Origin of the sequence: Lysinibacillus sp. NPDC048646 (genome assembly GCF_050272295.1) — a bacterium.
GTDB lineage: Bacteria > Bacillota > Bacilli > Bacillales_A > Planococcaceae > Lysinibacillus.
In genome coordinates, this window is sequence record NZ_JBNNLZ010000015.1 from 81,223 (window position 1) to 99,799 (window position 18,577).

The 18,577-nt window shown below is 32.5% G+C and carries 11 protein-coding genes, 1 tRNA gene and 1 pseudogene; 9 read left to right on the plus strand and 4 right to left on the minus strand.

All coding sequences use genetic code 11. The annotated features are described in order from the left end of the window. The 5 genes from ACQKII_RS16065 to ACQKII_RS16085 all read left to right on the plus strand — a co-directional run bounded on the left by ACQKII_RS16065 (position 1) and on the right by ACQKII_RS16085 (position 3,772). On the plus strand, positions 1–594 hold the full coding sequence (locus ACQKII_RS16065) for an XTP/dITP diphosphatase (RefSeq protein WP_427460887.1): 594 nt from the start codon (positions 1–3) through the stop codon (positions 592–594). 12 nt (positions 595–606) lie between these two features. Beyond that, complete coding sequence (locus tag ACQKII_RS16070) at positions 607–1,107, plus strand: metallophosphoesterase (RefSeq protein ID WP_427460889.1); 501 nt, start codon at positions 607–609, stop codon at positions 1,105–1,107. Positions 1,108–1,270: 163 nt separating this feature from the next. Next, entirely contained in the window at positions 1,271–2,725 is a 1,455-nt protein-coding gene (locus tag ACQKII_RS16075) for a protein adenylyltransferase SelO (protein ID WP_427460891.1), read from the plus strand. A 121-nt stretch (positions 2,726–2,846) separates the two neighbouring features. Further along, positions 2,847–3,005 carry a DUF2639 domain-containing protein gene (locus ACQKII_RS16080; RefSeq protein ID WP_427460893.1) on the plus strand — a complete coding sequence of 53 codons (159 nt, stop codon included), beginning with the start codon at positions 2,847–2,849 and terminating at the stop codon, positions 3,003–3,005. 71 nt (positions 3,006–3,076) lie between these two features. After that, entirely contained in the window at positions 3,077–3,772 is a 696-nt protein-coding gene (locus ACQKII_RS16085) for a YqjF family protein (protein WP_427460895.1), read from the plus strand. A 95-nt stretch (positions 3,773–3,867) separates the two neighbouring features. Here ACQKII_RS16085 and ACQKII_RS16090 read toward each other — a convergent pair whose 3' ends face one another. Together ACQKII_RS16090 and ACQKII_RS16095 are read right to left on the minus strand one after the other, a co-directional pair. Beyond that, the gene (locus tag ACQKII_RS16090; RefSeq protein WP_427460897.1) at positions 3,868–4,530 is read right to left on the minus strand and encodes a hypothetical protein; all 663 of its coding nucleotides are present in this window, start codon (positions 4,528–4,530) and stop codon (positions 3,868–3,870) included. A gap of 102 nt (positions 4,531–4,632) precedes the next feature. Continuing rightward, positions 4,633–4,776 (minus strand): annotated as a pseudogene (locus ACQKII_RS16095) (3-ketoacyl-ACP reductase); the annotation flags it as partial. A gap of 276 nt (positions 4,777–5,052) precedes the next feature. On the opposite strand from ACQKII_RS16095, the gene ACQKII_RS16100 reads away from it, so the two are divergent. Next, positions 5,053–5,126 (plus strand) — tRNA-Arg (locus ACQKII_RS16100). A 1,103-nt stretch (positions 5,127–6,229) separates the two neighbouring features. On the opposite strand, the gene ACQKII_RS16105 is transcribed toward ACQKII_RS16100, so the two are convergent. Both ACQKII_RS16105 and ACQKII_RS16110 read right to left on the minus strand, forming a co-directional pair. Continuing rightward, positions 6,230–7,513, minus strand: coding sequence for an MFS transporter (locus tag ACQKII_RS16105; protein ID WP_427460899.1), 1,284 nt, complete (start codon positions 7,511–7,513; stop codon positions 6,230–6,232). Between the two features lie 18 nt (positions 7,514–7,531). Continuing rightward, the gene (locus tag ACQKII_RS16110) at positions 7,532–8,116 is read right to left on the minus strand and encodes an ArsR/SmtB family transcription factor (RefSeq protein ID WP_427460901.1); all 585 of its coding nucleotides are present in this window, start codon (positions 8,114–8,116) and stop codon (positions 7,532–7,534) included. Between the two features lie 233 nt (positions 8,117–8,349). On the opposite strand from ACQKII_RS16110, the gene ACQKII_RS16115 reads away from it, so the two are divergent. Genes ACQKII_RS16115 through ACQKII_RS16125 form a run of 3 tightly spaced genes read left to right on the plus strand, consistent with a single transcriptional unit; the run spans position 8,350 to position 18,573 of the window. Next, complete coding sequence (locus tag ACQKII_RS16115) at positions 8,350–12,099, plus strand: amino acid adenylation domain-containing protein (RefSeq protein WP_427460903.1); 3,750 nt, start codon at positions 8,350–8,352, stop codon at positions 12,097–12,099. Positions 12,100–12,111: 12 nt separating this feature from the next. After that, positions 12,112–15,291 (plus strand): amino acid adenylation domain-containing protein, encoded by a 3,180-nt coding sequence (locus tag ACQKII_RS16120; protein WP_427460905.1) that lies wholly within the window; start codon positions 12,112–12,114, stop codon positions 15,289–15,291. A gap of 12 nt (positions 15,292–15,303) precedes the next feature. Next, on the plus strand, positions 15,304–18,573 hold the full coding sequence (locus ACQKII_RS16125; protein ID WP_427460907.1) for a condensation domain-containing protein: 3,270 nt from the start codon (positions 15,304–15,306) through the stop codon (positions 18,571–18,573). The last annotated feature ends 4 nt before the right edge of the window (positions 18,574–18,577 follow it).

An 18,577-nucleotide genomic window follows, 5' to 3' on the forward strand; every position in this document is an offset into this window, starting at 1 on the left:
ATGACACAGGTTGTAATTGCGACTAAAAATAAAGGCAAAGCCAAAGATTTCGAAGCATTGTTTGGACCGCTTGGCTATGAAGTGGTAACAATGTTTGATGTTGCACCGGACATGGAAATAGAAGAGACTGGCACTACTTTTGAAGAAAATGCCGTGTTAAAGGCAGAGGCACTGGCACAAGCACTTGGGACAATTGTCATTGCAGATGATAGTGGCTTAGCAGTGGATGCGTTAAATGGTGAGCCAGGGGTTTATTCAGCTCGTTATGCTGGTGATCATGATGATGAGGCGAATATGGTGAAGCTACTGGCGAATTTACAAGGTGTTGAAGATGAAAAACGAACAGCACGATTTTGCTGCTGCATCGCTATTGCAGGTCCAAATTTTGAGACGACAACCGTATTCGGTACATGTGAAGGAGAAATTGCCCACGAAAAACGTGGTACAAATGGCTTCGGTTATGATCCAATCTTTTTCGTACCAAGCTTAAAACGCATGATGGCTGAGTTAACTGCAGAAGAAAAGGGTGCCATTTCACACCGTGGAAATGCAATTCGTAAGCTAAAGGAAACATTGCCAAATCTTATAAAGTAAGAGGTGATATCCATGCAAGTTTTAGTTATGAGTGATACACATGGGGACAGTCTTGTCATAGATAAAGTGCGTAGTTTTTATCCAAATGCAGATGCTATGATTCATTGTGGAGATAGTGAGCTTGCTTTTTCACATACAGCATTGGGTGACATGAATAAAGTACGAGGTAATTGTGATGTAGATAAAGCTTTTCCTGATGAAGCAGTATTTGATGTAGACGACGTAACATTTTTTGTGACACATGGTCATTTATTCAATGTCAAAACTTCCATTTTGTCTTTGTCCTATCGTGCAAAGGAAGTCGCTGCGCAGATAGCTTGTTTCGGTCATTCTCATATTTTAGGTGCCGAAATGATTGATGATGTCCTATTTATCAATCCAGGAAGTTTATTAAAACCGCGTGGTCGCAAAGAGAAAAGCTTTGCAATAGTAGAAATCAGTGATAAGTACTTTCAAGTGAATTTTTTAACAGATGACAATGATTGTATTGCTTCCCATCAATTTGTGCGATAAGACACGATAAACCAGAACTACATAAAAAACGCTTAAAATTCTAACGAAAAGAGAGTTTAAGCGTTTTTGTGTTTATAGAGGATTGTAGTATTGGGAAAAAAAACCATGGATTGTTTGTGTGAAAGAAGAAAAAATAAATAAAAAAGAAACAAAAGGAGATAAGATGCCAAACAAAATAGGTTGGAATTTTGATAATAGTTATGCTCGTCTACCGCACACTTTCTTTTCTGCACTAAGTCTAAATCCGGTGGAGTCCCCGAAATTGGTCGTGCTGAATCATTCAGTTGCACAATCGCTAGGGTTGGACATTGATGCGTTACAAAGTGAAGCTGGCGTAGCGATACTTGCTGGTAATGAAATGCCTGAGGGTGCATACCCACTTGCACAGGCTTACGCGGGGCATCAATTTGGACATTTTAATATGTTAGGGGATGGTAGAGCCCTGTTACTTGGTGAGCAAATAACGCCGAATGAGGAACGTTTCGATATCGGACTTAAAGGATCAGGTAGGACACCCTATTCACGAGGTGGAGATGGTCGAGCAGCACTTGGACCGATGCTTCGGGAATATATCATGAGCGAAGCCATGCATGCACTGGGTATTCCTACTTCTCGTAGCTTGGCAGTGGTCACTACGGGTGAATCGATAGTCCGTGAAACGGAACTTCCAGGAGCTATTCTGACACGTGTTGCAAGCAGTCATCTACGTGTTGGTACCTTTCAATATGCAGCACAGTGGGGTACCGATGAGGACATTCAAATTTTAGCGGATACTACATTAGAGCGTCATTTTCCCGATTTTAACGCAGCACCAAACCGCTATCTCTACCTTCTTCAGGAAGTAGTTAAGCGACAGGCTTCCTTAATTGCGAAATGGCAACTGGTGGGCTTTATTCATGGGGTCATGAACACAGACAATATGACTATTAGTGGAGAAACCATTGATTATGGTCCTTGCGCTTTCATGGATATCTATGACCCAGCAACGGTATTTAGTTCCATTGATAAACAAGGGCGTTATGCCTTCGGAAATCAACCACATATTGGTGGATGGAATTTAACTCGATTTGCTGAAACGCTACTACCACTCATCCATGAAAATCCACAGGAGGCTGTCAATTTAGCTCAAGAAACAATACAACAATATCCACAGCTGTACTATACGAATTGGTTAACAGGAATGCGCGCGAAACTAGGGATTTTTAATGAAGAGCAACAGGACGAATCCCTTATTGAAGAACTTCTTGGATTGATGCAGCAACATCAAGCAGACTATACAAATACATTCCGTGCATTAACCCTCGGTAAGGGAATAGCTTTATTTGGCAGCAAAGATTTTGAAAACTGGTACGAGAAGTGGTTGGCAAGACTCGAAAGACAACAGGAATCTAAAGCCTCTTGTCAACAATTAATGCGAGCCAATAATCCAGCAATAATACCTCGTAACCATCGAGTAGAAGAGGCATTAGAAGCGGCTGTTGAACAGAGTGACTATCGTGTAATGGAACGCTTGCTTGAAGTACTTGCGAAGCCATTTGCTTATACTTCTGAACAAGAGGACTATGCTACATTGCCAGACCCAACAGACTGCCCGTACCAAACTTTTTGTGGCACATAAAACTTTCAAAACGAGGGGAAATTCCTTCGTTTTTTTATTTGTTCAAGTGTCGTATGAAGGTCACCGCACACCATGCCTACGCATACCCTATGTAAGAATAAAAGAAAAGGAGCATGTGAAGGTGCATAAATATTCAAAAGGTTGGTTTGTACAGCAGCTACGAGCAAAAGGAATTAAATTACATCCGCAATTACGATGTCATTTAGGGCTTTTTAAAGAATCAGAATTACGTAATTTATATTACCAATATGTTGAAAATGAACAGCTGGATCCTGAATAATTAAAACTAGTGCTCAGTTTGAATGACTCCCCTGTTGGAAATAGTAGATACTACAGAAGGGAGATAATTTTATGTGGAAGAAACCGTGGCTAGTCACGCAAAAATGGCAAGATGTAGTATTCCTTCATTGGCCGATACCGCCACATGACTTACAGCAACATATTCCAAAAGAATTAAACCTAGATGTCTTTGAAAAAAAAGCATGGCTTGGAATCGTTATTTTTCAAGTAAAAGGACATAGATTACGATTTATGCCTCCTATTCCTAGAATGAGTTCCTTTCTGCAAATAAATGTCCGTACGTATGTGACATATAGAGAGAAGAAGGGGATCTATTTCTTTAGCTCCGATGTGAGTCGTGCTGTTATTGCACAAATAGCCTCAATAGGTCATTTTTTTCCTTACCGTCATGCTGAGATTACTTTAGGAAGGATGGGGAATATACGCTCATTTCTTCATAACTACCGAAACACGAGGAACATGGAGGAATCATTTCAAGTTACATTTGAGCCAATGGCCGCTGAGATAGAAAGTCATGCATTCGAAAGATGGTTAGTAGAACGCTATCATTCATGGATAAAGAGGAAAAAGAATTTATTTCGCATCGATATAAGTCACATGCCATGGCGTTTACAGCGTGTTAACGCTTTTGTTGAAACAAATACAATGGCGCCTTTTATAAAGAGCGCCATTCAAGATAATCAACCAATCGCTTATTATGCGAAAAGTAGAACGGCTCGCATTTTTCCACCTATATTGGAAACGTAAAATACCAGGTCATGAACAATTACACATTGTCGATAAACCTGGTTATATCGTTTGTATTAAAATGGTATTATTTAGAGATTCAAAATGCCGCAGTATTAAAAGCGATAACAAAATTGCATCACAATTGCATTTGCAATCATATCTGACATTGCAAGTGCCTCAGCCTCTATTTCATCAAAGATCTGTACATCGGTTTGATAGTTTTTCTGGATCATCGTAACGGCTTCATTTTTCGTTAACGCTAAATGCATGTAGAACATCTTTTGTACATCTTCTTTCCACAGATATGGATTGATGCGACTTAAAAATGAAGCGATGTCATCTGCATTACGATACCATTCCTTCTCCTTTGCCTCTGCTGTTGCTGTATCACCTTTCGCCGCTGCAGTGACTAGCTGCGCCGCAATGACAAGGTGCTCTTTAATAAGTGCAGCATAACGATCTGCAATTTGGTCACCGTAAAAAGGACGGAGGCAATTACCTAAGTCAGTTGCATTCCGTAAAAGTCGTTCTTGCACGAATGGTAAATCAGGCAAGTTAAAGACAATGCTAATAATGGTCATTCTCGTCCAATTGACATGTTCCATCCATAACAGGCGGTTCATTGCCAAAAAATCAGACTCAGCTGTACTGATGCAACGCCGATAGTCATTGTGCTGATTTAAAATATATCGTATCGGTGCAGTATACTGGGTAGTTGGCGATGTATAGGCAGCACGTAAAGGGTTTACATAATATCCGTTTGCGTACGGGAACACAGTATTTTCACTCCTTCAAATTCTTCGTTCTAATTAGAATACTCGGTGATACCTCCAAGTGTGAACGAACGTTTCTTTAAACTTTATCAGGAGCATTTTTAGTTATTCTTCATAGAGCATTTTCTTTGTCATGCTACCATCGACGGTAAGGTTAATACCTGTAACAAAACTATTTGTTGGGTTCGTCAAATAAAGACAGGCTAGTGCGATATCTTCAGGTATGCTCACACGACCAGATAGATGTTGCTACATAGGCCTCCGTATATGGTCTTTACCAATCCCTTGCGCACCGCCAGTAATAACCTTTTGCTTTTACTCATTGTAGCAAAAGTATTGTTGTTTTAAGGGAGAATAACTATAGGCAGATGGAATAAAGTGAGAGTTGAACTCATATAATGAATAGGTAAACAGTAGAAGCAAGGTAATCCTTCCCTTCATAGTAAAATTCATGTTGACATTATGTTAGAAAGAACATATAATAAATATTGTCCTTTCATATGAATTTCATAGGGAAGTCAACATGTCTCAGTAGCTCAGCAGGATAGAGCAACGGCCTTCTAAGCCGTCGGTCGGGGGTTCGAATCCCTCCTGGGACGTATCAAGGTTCAGATAGAATAAGTTTGAACCAACTGAAAAGCGCTTCAAAACCTTTAATATCAAGGGTTTGAGGCGCTTTTCCTTTTTTTGAGAATCCGTTAGAAAAGGATAGAAAATGAAAAGTTTCTACACTTTTCTACACAAGATAGTGGAGTAGACGGTCATTGTAGCGAATGTTCAGGTATTTGGTTGAGTGGCAAAATCGAGCAGTGGAGCGAGAAATGGAAAAGTGGATTGAATATAACCAAAAAGCCGTCAATTAGCTTAATGTCTATTCGCAACATTCACTTTTATAGAACAGTTAGACACCGGTTATCAGCTCGGTTTGGCATTTAAATTATTTGGCTGTTTTCGTATGATTGTTGCTATTAAAACATAAAGACCAAGTTAACTACTCATTTGTAGGTTAACTTGGTCTTCATGTTTCGTTCCTTAGTAAATCCTTCTTCAACTCGTTCGTATTATAAGGTCAATCAGATTTTTCCCTGGCTGACCTTATAATACGAAGGGGCACTTAAAGGGAAAGTTGGATGCCGACCGAGTAAATCCGCTAAACAACGATTCAAAGATAAATTAAGAAAATGATGGAAGCAACCGAAAACAAGGTACACGAAACTACGTCAGTACGGAATCGACCATGATAATGCGATGAAAGCAGCACATTCAAGGAAAGGATATTGGCGACTATCGAGAAGTGAGATTAAACATCGAGCATTAACAAATGAAAAGCTCACAAAGTGGGGATTGAAAGACCTAACCCAACTTTATGAGTTCCGCTACTTAAGAGATTGAACCGCCGCATATGGGACCGTAAGTACGGTGGTGTTGTGAGAGGTCGGCTAATCAAATAATGATTAGCCTCCTACTCGATTTCATTTTTTTCCATGCATTCTATACTTACTTTTTAACTAACTATTCTCGTCGTTATGTGATTGAGGATGATAAGGAATTGAGGAGATTTCTAAAAGATGATTTAGACGCCATTTTTCTCTCAAAATTAGTGAAAAATCGTTAGAAAAATGAGTGGGAATGTAATTTTTTTATGAAGTAAATCGTATGTTTTTTCCTGTAAAGAAAATATGTGAAGAATTAAACCATAACATTAGTCATAATACTTAATTACTTTTGATTTAAAAATATATAGTATCGATATAATCCAAATTAAAATTCCACAAAACAACATCAAAAGCGAAATAGATAGGTTTATGAATAGTGATAATGAAACAAATGCGTAGGATAATGGAACTAGTCCGTTAGATGAAGCATTGACAATACTCATCACACGCCCTATTTTATCTTCGTGGCTGTTCTCTTGTATTGATGATATTAATAATACATTAATCACAGAGGAAAAAATACCCATTAATAATAATAAAATTACACCTTGCCATACAGAATTAATCTGACCTAAAGTGGCTAGAGCTATGCCGAGAAGGCTAATCAGAATAAGTATAACCAATCCTTTTCTTTTAGTAAGGTTTAAGATGCCAATTAATAAAGCACCTAACAACATCCCAATTTGATATGATCCTTGAAGAATGCTAAGGTCGATGGCTTCGCCAGAGAGAACATTATTTACTAGAAGAGGTATGCCAATTAATAAAGGGCCAAAAAAGAAAAAATTAATAATTATTAAAATAACGATCATATTTTTCAAAAAAGGCATGTTCCAAACATAATTCAAGCCTTCTTTGAACTCTAATTTAGTAGAGGTTTGGTGTGAATTATTTATTTTTATTTCTGGTTGATTTTCTCTAATAAACAATGAAAATATAAATGTGATAAATAGGAAAACTGCTACTATTAAAAAAAGAACTTTGAAAGAAGCAGAAAGTGTTATAATTAGCCCGCCAATCATAGGACCAGAAAACATTGCAATTTGATTAGAACTTTGAATGAACGAATTAGCTCTTGTGAGTAGATTTTTTGAAACTACTATAGGTAATAGAGAGGAATTAGCTGGAGAAAAGAAAGCATCAACGCATCCAAAGAGTACGGCAAAACAAATTAAAGGCCATATCTGTAACCAGCTTAATTGTAAAAACAATATCATGATAAGAACTAAAATACATCTAGTTAAACTTGAAAATAACATTATCCTCGAACGTTTTATTCTGTCTGCCCATACTCCACCAATGGTCATTAAAAATATTCTAGGAATCATTGTAACCATCAATACAATTCCTAATACAGCCTCTTGTTTTAATACTCTTACAATGTACCATTGTTCAGCAAAAAGATAAGTTGATAGAGCAAGAAAAGAGAAAGTACTTGAAAGCCAAAGAAAAAGGAAAGATCTATTAAGAAGTAAACGATCATTTGGATTAATAGGTTTTTCGGGTTTTATCAATTTTTTGGAGATTAATGATATACCTTTACTTTCCATACTAACACCTCTATAAGTTTATGATTTTTCAGAAAAAATGAACTCATCAATTTTAAAGGCAGTAATCATGACATAGTAATTATTTTTTTCTGCTATTTCGTCATTCGTTACAAGTTCATTTATCAATTCTCTATATTTCTTTGTAAATTCCAAAAATTTTTCCTTAGTCACTGAAACTTCACTTTGTAATGATAAACTATCCCATTCTTTAACTTCTGAAGAATTGATTTCAAATGATGAATTAGGAGCTGTCAATACCCGAGTTTTTGCTCGATTTAATACTTCTAAATAGGATTGTCGAGTAGCTTCTTGAGATTCTACGAAATTCAATAGATTATCTGCTGGAATAAAGCCTCTTGCAACCGCTTGGTAATATTTAAGAAGGTTCCCTCCTTGTTCGACTTTTTTTACCAGTTTAATAAAACCATGTTTTTCAAGTTCGCGTAAATGATATAGGATTTTAGCACGAGTTAAGTTTAATTCTTCAGCCAATTGGTGACATGTAAAAGGTCTCTCTACTAAATACATAAGTATTTTTGTGCGTAAGGGGTCACTTATTGCTTTTAATTGTTCATATGTTTGGATTATTTTAATTGTTTTCATTTTTAATCCCCTTTTTAACCAGTTAATTTTATTTAACTATATTACCAAAAAAAAGTAATTTTGTAAATATGGATACTTTTATATGAAATTTTTGGTAAATATGTCGATTGACAAATGTAAAAATATGTATCATATTAGAGTTACATTCGATGTAATTTTTTGTTAAATGTTATTTATGAATGTATTTATGTTTATTATTACCATTTATTCTATTTTGAAAGGGAGAGAAAATTGTGAATAAAATTTTAAATGAGTTCCCATTTCCGGAGTTCTCAACTAACTTTATTTCTAATTTTAAATCAAAAGAGGAAATTTCTCTTGATAAGGAAAAAATGAATAATAATGCAATTCTAACTGCTTGGATTGCTTTGATTTACAGATATACAAAACAAAAGGATATAGTCATTGTATGCGAAAATGAGAAAAACGTTTCTGAATTATCACTAATTAAAATAACTATTGAAAAGCTAATGTCCCTTAAGGATATTTTTAATAAAATTACTAGTGATTTAATGTATAACAAAACAGATATATCTAAAGAAGACTTTATTAAAGAAATGAAAAAGGAAAAAAGTTATTTCGTAGGATTCTTCCAAAAGGACCCTTTGTTAGAAGCGAAAAGATTCTTGTATATAACTAATGAAAGACCGAATTTATATAGTAATTTTATTAGAGAAGAATTTGCAAAACAATTATCGAATCATTTGTCTGAAATAATAAAAAAATTTGAGACAAATTATAGTATACCAATAGATAAAATAGACTTTTTAACAGAAGAAGAACGTAATGATATTTTTATAAACTTTAATAACACTTACAAGAATTATGAAAAATCATGCATTCATTCCTTATTTGAAAAACAAGCTGCGAAAACACCTAACTTGATCGCTGCAAAATACGAGGGAGAAACATTAACATATAAAGAACTAAATGAAAAGTCTAATCAGTTGGCAAGATATCTTAAAAAAAATGGGGTTGGGATAGGTGATTTTGTTGCGATAAGTGTTGAAAGATCTCTTGAAATGATTATAGGTCTACTTTCTATATTAAAGGCAGGAGCTGTCTATGTACCCATAGATCCTAGCCTACCAGAAACTAAAATTAACTATATATTAGATGATACAAAAGCTTCAATTATTTTAATAAACAAAAATTGGAATTATAACAATTTAGAGGTTGATGCTCTACGAATTGACACTATTGATTACAGTAATGAGCCAATTTCTAATCTTGATTTGCTGATAAATATTGAAGATTTAATGTATGTTATTTACACTTCAGGCTCTACTGGAGATCCTAAAGGAGTAATGGTTCAACATGGTGCGGTAGCAAACAGATTAATATGGATGGGAGAATATTATGGAATTGATTCTAAAGATATTATTCTCCAAAAGACTCCATTTAGTTTTGATGTATCAGTTTGGGAGCTATTTTTACCTTTAATAACTGGGGCAAAAGTTGTTTTTTCAAAGCCTGAGGGCCATAAAGATAGCCAATATTTAATAAATACTATTAAAACGGAAGCTGTTACAACTGTGCATTTTGTGCCCTCCATGCTGAATGCTTTTTTAGAAAACGAGGAAATTGGAACTTGTATAACTTTAAAGAGAGTTTTCTGTAGTGGGGAGGAATTAACAAAAAATCAGCAAAGAAAATTCCATCAAACGCTAAATAGTGAACTCCATAATCTTTATGGGCCTACAGAAGCAGCTATAGACGTAACTCATTGGACTTGCCATAGTTACGATAATTTTAACTATGTTCCTATTGGTAACCCAATAAGCAACATGCAAACTTTAATTTTAAATTCAGAGCTTACTCCAGAACCAAAAGGTGTAACAGGGGAGCTTTACTTAGCAGGCGTTGGTTTAGCAAAAGGATACCTAAACAAACAAGAACTTACTGCTAAATCTTTTATCGATAATCCATTCTCTGTTATATCGTCTAAGAAATTATATAAAACTGGAGACTTAGCTCGGCTAACTTTGGATAATCATATAGAATATATTGGAAGAAATGATAAGCAAGTTAAGATAAGAGGAAATCGAATTGAGTTAACCGAAATTGAAATGGCTCTTAGAAATATTTCTGATATTCAAGATGCTGTAGTTATGACAAAAGAGAGTAATAGTGGAAAAAAATTAGTTGCTCATATTCTAAAAAATAAAAAAGCTCAGTTGAGTTCTGAATATATTAGAGGTCAATTAAGTCAGTCTCTTGCGCATTATATGATTCCTTCTATTTTTAATATTTTAGATGAATGGCCTAATACCCATAATGGGAAATTAGACAGGAAAAAATTGATGAATTCTAGTCCTGTTATTATTGAACAGAGTAAGGAAAAATATTATGAGGCACCTTCAAAAAATGAAGTCCTTTGTAATATATGGAGTGACGTATTAGACATACCAAAAGTAAATATATATGATGATTTCTTTGAATTAGGCGGAGATTCTATTTTAGCTTTGCTGATCGTCGCCAAGGCTAAAAAAGAAGGAATTCACCTTGAGTTGAATGATTTACTAGAGAAAAGAACTATAGAGAATATAGATACTAGCAAAAAAACAATTCACTTTGAGATCAGTCAAAATCAAATTACTGGAGAAATATCTAAAACGCCAATCCAAAATTGGTTCTTTAATAAGGATTTGAAAAAACCAGAACACTGGAATATGTCTTTAATATTAGATACACCAGCTAATATAAATATCGCAGCAGTAGAGAAATCTTTACAGAAAATTATACATCATCATGATGTTCTTCGAACTAGGTTTTACAAACGAAAAAACGAGTACGTTCCAAAAATAGAAGAAAATATTGATTTATTATTTGAAGTAAAAGATTATGCAAGATTAAGTATTAATGAGCAAAACGAAGAAATACAAAAGGATCTAATTGAAGTTCAATCCAGCTTAAATTTGGAAGAAAATTTACTAAAAGCATTATTTATAAAATTATCACCCGCTCAATCTAATAAATTAATATTGGTATTTCACCATTTAATTATGGATGGAGTATCTTGGAGAATTTTCATAGAAGATCTAACGCAAGTTTATAATCAATTAATTAATGATCAAGAGGTTATCTTACCAGAAAAAACAACGTCATACAAAGAATGGGCTAAGAAACAACAAGACTTTTTCCATGCGCAACAATTGGATATAGATAAATACTATTGGACTGAAAAGTTTGTTGCTAATGAAATGAATGTTCCATTAGCTTCTAATAACGGACCGATGAAACGAGCAGATGTAATAGTAAAATTAAGTCCAGTTTCCACTCGTAAACTTTTAAAAGATTCATTAAGAACAGGGCAATTTAAAATAAACGAATTATTATTAACACCCTTATACTTAGCTTTAAATAATTGGACTAATGAGAAGTACCTTCTGATAGATTTAGAGGGACATGGAAGAGAGAATATCGATGGTACTGCCGATTTATCTAGAACGATTGGTTGGTTTACAAGCATTTTTCCTGTTAGTTTTACAATAAATAATTTAGAAAATAAATCGAATATTGATGTATTAACAATAATAAGTGACAAGCTAAACGAAATACCACATAAAGGTGTGGGATTCGGTATTTTAAGAGATTTCTCAGATGAAAATACGCAGTCACTGTTAAAGAGCCTAGCTAAACCAAAAATGAAATTTAATTATTTAGGACAATTTGATAACGGCAATAATAAATCTATTTTCAAAATTAATAACGATGTTCCTTTAAGTGATACAAGTGTAACAGAAAATAGTGATTATATTTTAGATGTGGTGGCCAAGGTTATTAACGGATGTTTGGAAGTTAGATTTGAATATTATGAACAAAATCTTGAGGAAAGTATAATTGAAAGCATTGCTAATATTTATCTGAATGAACTTAATAAATTGTTAAAAGATTTGTCCAAAAAACAAGATATAGAGAAAATTAAAGATTCTAATTTAAAAGAAGAAGACTTAAATAAAATTTATAGTTTATATAAATAGAGGAGTGTTTTTATGGAAAATATAGAATCAATATCAAAATTGTCTCCAGTTCAAGAAGGGATGCTATTTCATACTATTTATGAACCTGAAAAAAAATATTATATCGTACAAAAAATACTTGATTTTGAGGGGAAATTAAATGTAAATGATTTAAAAGAAAGTATTATCGTTGTTCAAGAAAAACATGATATTTTAAGAAGTACTTTTCAGTGGGACAAACTTTCTGAACCTTTAAGAATTACTCATAAAAAAATTAATCTATCTTGGAAAGAACACTTTTTAAAAGAAGAGATAGATATTAATTCAATAGAAGAAATTATCAATAATGACAAATCTGAAATTTCAGATTTGAGCAAAGAACCACCTCTAAAATGGTCTCTTATTCATTTGAATGAAAATAAATATAAATTAGTTTTTACTCACCATCATATTATTTTAGATGGATGGAGTTTAGAATTGCTATTTGAAGAAATAATGGAAACCTATAACCTTTTAAAAAATGACAGAAAACTAAATAAAAACGGTGGAGAATCTTTCGATGAATATGTTGATTGGTTAAATCAAAAAAATCTATTAGCAGATGAACTTTTTTGGAAGGAAAATTTACGAGGGTTTGATACGCCAAATCCTATTCAATTTTTCTATAATCATGACACAAAAGAAAATATAGAAAAAACTGAAAGAGTAATAAGGTTAAACAATGAGTTGGTTGAGAATATTGAAGATATTAGTAAGAAAAACCACCTTTCTATTAACTCCATTCTTCAAGGAGCATGGGGGTTATTACTCCATAATTATACTAGTGCTGAAGAAGTGGTTTTTGGTTCAACATTTTCCGGAAGAACAGCTGACTTAGATGGATTTGAACATAGAATTGGCATGTTTATAAACACATTACCAATTAGAGTGGATTTTAAGAAATCAACAACATTGGAATATTTGAAGAATATTCAAAAAATATCACATAGCATTCAACAGCATCAGCATATATCTCCCATATCCTTAAAACAACTTAGTGAAATAAATCAAAAGGAAAATATATTTAACAGCATATTGGTTTTTGAAAAATATCCCAAACTATCTAAAGGAAACTGGGAGGACCTAATAATTCTAAATGATGAGACAAGAGAAAATTCTCATTACCCAATATCAATTATTGTTACTCCTGACAGGAAAAATAATTGGCATTTAAAAATAAAGTACGATAGTTACTATCTATCAGATCAGAATGCTCAACGATTATTACAACATTATCAAACGCTAATACTTAATATAATCAGTAATCTTGATAACAATTTAGAAGATTGTAGTTATATGTCTAAAGAAGAATTACTTTATATAATAAATGATTTGAGTAAAGGAAAAGATAGTAAAGAAGATATCAAACACATTTATGAGCTTTTTAAGGAGCACGTTTATAAAAAGCCTAATGCATTTTCTGTAGTAGATGGGAATTCAAAATATACGTATCAACAGTTATTTGATAAATCAAATACTATTGCGGCTTCGCTAATGGAGAAAGGAGTAAATTCTGAAGATGTAATAGGTATTTATATGGATAGAGAGTTAAATTTACTAAGTTGTATACTTGCTACATGGAAATTAGGGGCTTCCTTTGTTCCGATTGATACTATTCTAGGAAAGGAAAGAATTCGTTACATTGTGGAAGATGCCCAAATACAGACTGTAATAATAGGCGATAATGGTTTATATGAAGATTTATCAGATATAAATATCAATATCTATTCTACTAATGAATTATTATCAGAAGAAATTAATAAGAGTACTGAAAATGAAAAAATAACACTGCAAAGTACTGCTTATACAATTTATACCTCAGGATCTACAGGACAACCAAAAGGAGTGATGATTAGTCACGGAAATTTTGGTAACTATATACAACATGCAGTAACTAACTATGGTAACGCAGGAGAAGGAGCTATTCTCCATAGCTCCATAGGATTTGATTTAACTCTTACAAGTTTACTAGTCCCTTTAGCCCAAGGGAAAACAGTATTCATGAGTCCATCTAAAGAAATTAATAATTTAAGCAATCAAATTAACATTAGAAAAGTAAGTTTCACAAAATTAACACCTTCTCATTTAAAAATGCTTGAGTACGACTTAGATATTAAAGAAGTATCCCATTATTGCGATAAATGGATTTTAGGCGGAGAAGCTTTAACCTACGAGACGATTAAACCATGGCTACTAGCTTCTTCGAGGAATACGTTTATTAATGAGTATGGTCCTACTGAAGCGACTGTAGGATGCACTACTTATGAAGTGAAAAAAGACTATATTAATCGACAAGATAGCATAATACCAATTGGAAAACCAATTAATAACACACAAGTTTATATACTAAATAAATATATGCGTCCTGTTCCTGTAGGAGTATTAGGGGAGATATATATTGCAGGTAAAGGTATTGCCAAAGGGTATCTTAATAAGCCCGAACTTACTAAAGAGAAATTTCTAGATAACCCATTTTCCAACAATAACCAAAGAATTTATAAAACGGGTGATATTGGTTATTATTTAGATGACGGAAATATGGTATATATCGGAAGAAATGATGATCAAATAAAAGTTAGAGGGCATAGAATTGAACCTATAGAGATAGAGAAAATACTTATTGAATATGCAGGAATGAGCGAAGCAAAAGTGCTCTCTTCAAAAGATAATTTAAATAGTGAACGTTTGATAGCGTACGTTGTTGATAAGACTGCTAATAAATCTGAAAATCTAAAAAGTATTTTAAGAGAACACCTTCCAGAATACATGGTACCAAGTAAAATTATTCGATTAGAATCGTTACCACTAACAGTAAATCTAAAAGTAGATATTAAAAAATTACCAGATCCAAACTGGAATTATGAAGAATCTGAAGTGGCTGCGGTTACAACGATATTAGAAGAAAATGTATTGAAAATATGGAGAAATGTTCTTGATATTGAATATATCAGTATACATGATGATTTTTTTGATATAGGAGGTCACTCTTTATTAGCAATAAAGGTTATTGCTGCATTGAGAGAACAACTAAATATTAACCTAAAAGTAAGTGATATATTTAAATATCCAACTATTTCAAAACTATCAATATACATTGAAAATTCAGAATATAGAGAGGTGAAGAATGAAACTACAAGTATTAAACCTATACGTAAAAAAAGAGTTAAAAGATAGGAGGAATACAAAATGGATAATATAGTGTCATCTAACTTACCTTATATACCTAATGAAGAAGAGTATATTGCTAAAACGTCATTTTCTCAGCAAAGAATGTGGTTTCTTAATCAAACACTTGAGCAAAAAGAGGCATATCATATACCATTTGTAATTAAACTACCAAATAATTTTAGAAAAGATTATTTAGAAAAAGCATTTAATGACATTATTTTACGCCATGATATTTTTAGGACTACATTTGAAATTGATAATGAAGAGTTAATTCAAGTAATACATCCTTACTCCTATTATAATATCAAGACAGTGGAATATTTAGATGTTTACAATAAAAATATGGAATCAATAGTATTTAACTTCTCCAATATAGAATTTGATTTAGAAAATGGTCCATGCTTTAGAGCAAAAATAGTTAATTTTAGCGATGGACAAGATATTATGATTTTAGTTTTTCATCATATTATTTTTGATGGACATTCTTTGAAGATTTTTTATAATGAACTATTAAAAAGATATGAAGCGTTATCGAATTGTAAGATGATACCATTTTCTGAGCTAGAAATACAATATGGGGATTACTCAGAATGGCAAAATCAATGGATTACTTCTGCCGATGCTCAACGGCAAATGGAATTTTGGAAAAGTAAAACCAATAATATTGATACAGAAATAAAGCTTCCCACTACTTTAGAAATAGAATCAAATGATGGGGTAGTAAAGAAAAATTTTTCAAAGGGAATTTTAGAGAAGATTGACTTATTTTGCAGAGGTACTGGTATTACGCGATATATGTTTATACTTACTTCATTCATTGTTCTTATTCAACGATACACTAGAAATGAAAATATGGTTGTTGGGATGCCTATAGCTGATAGGGATAAATCAGAGACAGAGGAACTAATAGGTTTATTGTTAAATACAACTGTTTTACACGTTCAAATTGATGAGGTAATGACGTTTAAAGAGATATTGGACATTGTCAAAAATAATTTAATAGAAGTATATGATAATTCGAATATTCCATTTGAGAAAATTACGGAATGTTCAAGAAACAAAGAATTTTCTAAAGAAAGTCCGTTTGATATTTTTGTTAATTATGAGATGGCTGATATTGAAAGCAATCAAGAGTTTGAATTAATTCAATTTGATGAAGGTAATGCAAAATTTCCGATTTCTTTATACATTGAAGATGGTTTAAATGAAATGAAATTAAGAATTTCATATCAATCTAATAAATATTCAAGCAGTATGATTGGAGTCTTGTTACAGCAACTTGAATATTTAATAAAAGATATTTTAAAAAATCCAAATATGAAGATATATGAATATCGTTTAGTAAGTGAAGAAGTTAAAAATGTTTTGCCTGATCCTACAGTGAAATTACAGGAACCTTGTCAAAAACTTTTACCTGAATTATTATATGATACTTTTAAACAAAATAGTGATTTTATTGCTATAAGTCAAGGAGATAAACAATGGACGTATAGCACGTTTTACGAAAATATTTCATCTTTACAATCGGAAATAGCTGCCGCTCAATTAAAAAAAGGTACAGCTATCGGAGTATTTGGAGAAAGATCGATGGAATATATTTGTTCTATGCTAGCAATTATATGTTCAGGTATGGTATTTGTTCCTATTGATAAAAAACTCCCAATCAAAAAAAGAGAGGAAATTTTCTCTCAGATTGGTATCAAAAATATATTTTATACAAATGACAGTTATAAAATAAGTGAAAAAACTTTCTATCACGAATTTATTGCAGAGGAAATTATACAAAGAAATTCAAATAATAAGAATCGGAATAAGGTAAAACTGGATTACGTATTCGATATAGATCCTGAGGATGCTGCCTATATTTATTTTACTTCAGGTACCACAGGTAAGCCAAAGGGGATAATTGGAAAGCACAAAAGTCTAGCACATTTTTTGAACTGGCAAGTTACAGAGTTTAATGTAAAAAGAGGAGACCGAGCTGCACAGTTAACTAATGTTTCTTTCGATGTTTTCTTAAGAGACAGTTTATTACCTTTAGTATCTGGTGCGGAATTATGTATCCCTGATGATATTTATGATATGAGCGGGGAGTACTTAATGAAATGGCTTACAGAAAATAAAATTACTATCATTCATTCTGTCCCTTCACTTGCTAATTCTTGGATACTTAAAAATAAAACATATGATTTAAAAGATTTAAGATTAATATTTTTTGCAGGTGAACCATTAACTAATAAGATAATTTATACACTAAGAAATAACCATTCTTATTCAGGCGAAATAATAAATCTTTATGGTCCATCAGAAACTACCTTAGCTAAAAGTTTTTATAAAGTTCCTACTGTTATAAAACACGCTGTTCAGCCAATTGGATTTCCAATAAATGATACTCAATTATTAATCTTAAAGAATAACCAATTAATGTGTGGTATTGGTGAGATTGGTGAAATCGTAATTAGAACACCTTTTCTAACTAAAGGATACATTGATAAAGAAACATTTAAATTAAATCCTCATACTAGTTATGAAGACGATTATCTATATTATACAGGAGATTTAGGTAGATATAACTTAGATGGATCAATCGAAATTTTAGGAAGAATTGATGATCAAATAAAGATTAATGGAATTAGAGTTGAACTTGCGGAGATAACAAATATTATCTTGGGCCACCCTGTAATTGATGAAGCAATAGTAATTAAAAAAGAGAGAAATTCCAGGAATTATTTAGTAGCGTATTTTGTGAAAAATTCAGATATACCGATTTCAGAAATAAAAGACTATTGCAGAAAATATTTGTCAACTTCTTTAATACCGTCAGTTTTTATTGAGTTAGACAAATTACCATTAAATAAAAATGGAAAAGTTGACAAAAGTATATTGCCGGAGCCTAAAGAAATCGATTCTAGTACCCAAAACTATATTCCTCCTATAACCGTTAATGAAAATAAATTATGTAATATATTAGAATATGTTCTGTCAGTAAACAATATTGGTTTGAATGATGATTTTTTTGAACTTGGTGGTCATTCTTTATTAATTACTCAACTAATTAGTAGAATTTCCAATGAATTTAATGTAAAGCCGACAATAAAAGATATTTTTAATAATTCTCGCATTAATGAAATGATTTTAATCATTGAAAGTTTATTAAAACAGCCAGAAAATCAATTTGATTCTGATTTAGATATCAATGAAGATTATGAAAAGAATTTTGATATAGAAGAATTGTCTATTGAAGAAATGGAACTTTTGTTAGAACAAATGCTACTTAGAGAGGATTGAAGCT

Bases quoted from the DNA above. Each gene is read 5' to 3' on its own strand.
- ACQKII_RS16065 (WP_427460887.1), top strand. From the start codon at position 1: ATGACACAGGTTGTAATTGCGACTAAAAATAAAGGCAAAGCCAAAGAT.
- ACQKII_RS16070 (WP_427460889.1), top strand. From the start codon at position 607: ATGCAAGTTTTAGTTATGAGTGATACACATGGGGACAGTCTTGTCATA.
- ACQKII_RS16075 (WP_427460891.1), top strand. From the start codon at position 1,271: ATGCCAAACAAAATAGGTTGGAATTTTGATAATAGTTATGCTCGTCTA.
- ACQKII_RS16085 (WP_427460895.1), top strand. From the start codon at position 3,077: ATGTGGAAGAAACCGTGGCTAGTCACGCAAAAATGGCAAGATGTAGTA.
- ACQKII_RS16105 (WP_427460899.1), bottom strand. From the start codon at position 7,513: ATGGAAAGTAAAGGTATATCATTAATCTCCAAAAAATTGATAAAACCC.
- ACQKII_RS16110 (WP_427460901.1), bottom strand. From the start codon at position 8,116: ATGAAAACAATTAAAATAATCCAAACATATGAACAATTAAAAGCAATA.
- ACQKII_RS16120 (WP_427460905.1), top strand. From the start codon at position 12,112: ATGGAAAATATAGAATCAATATCAAAATTGTCTCCAGTTCAAGAAGGG.
- ACQKII_RS16125 (WP_427460907.1), top strand. From the start codon at position 15,304: ATGGATAATATAGTGTCATCTAACTTACCTTATATACCTAATGAAGAA.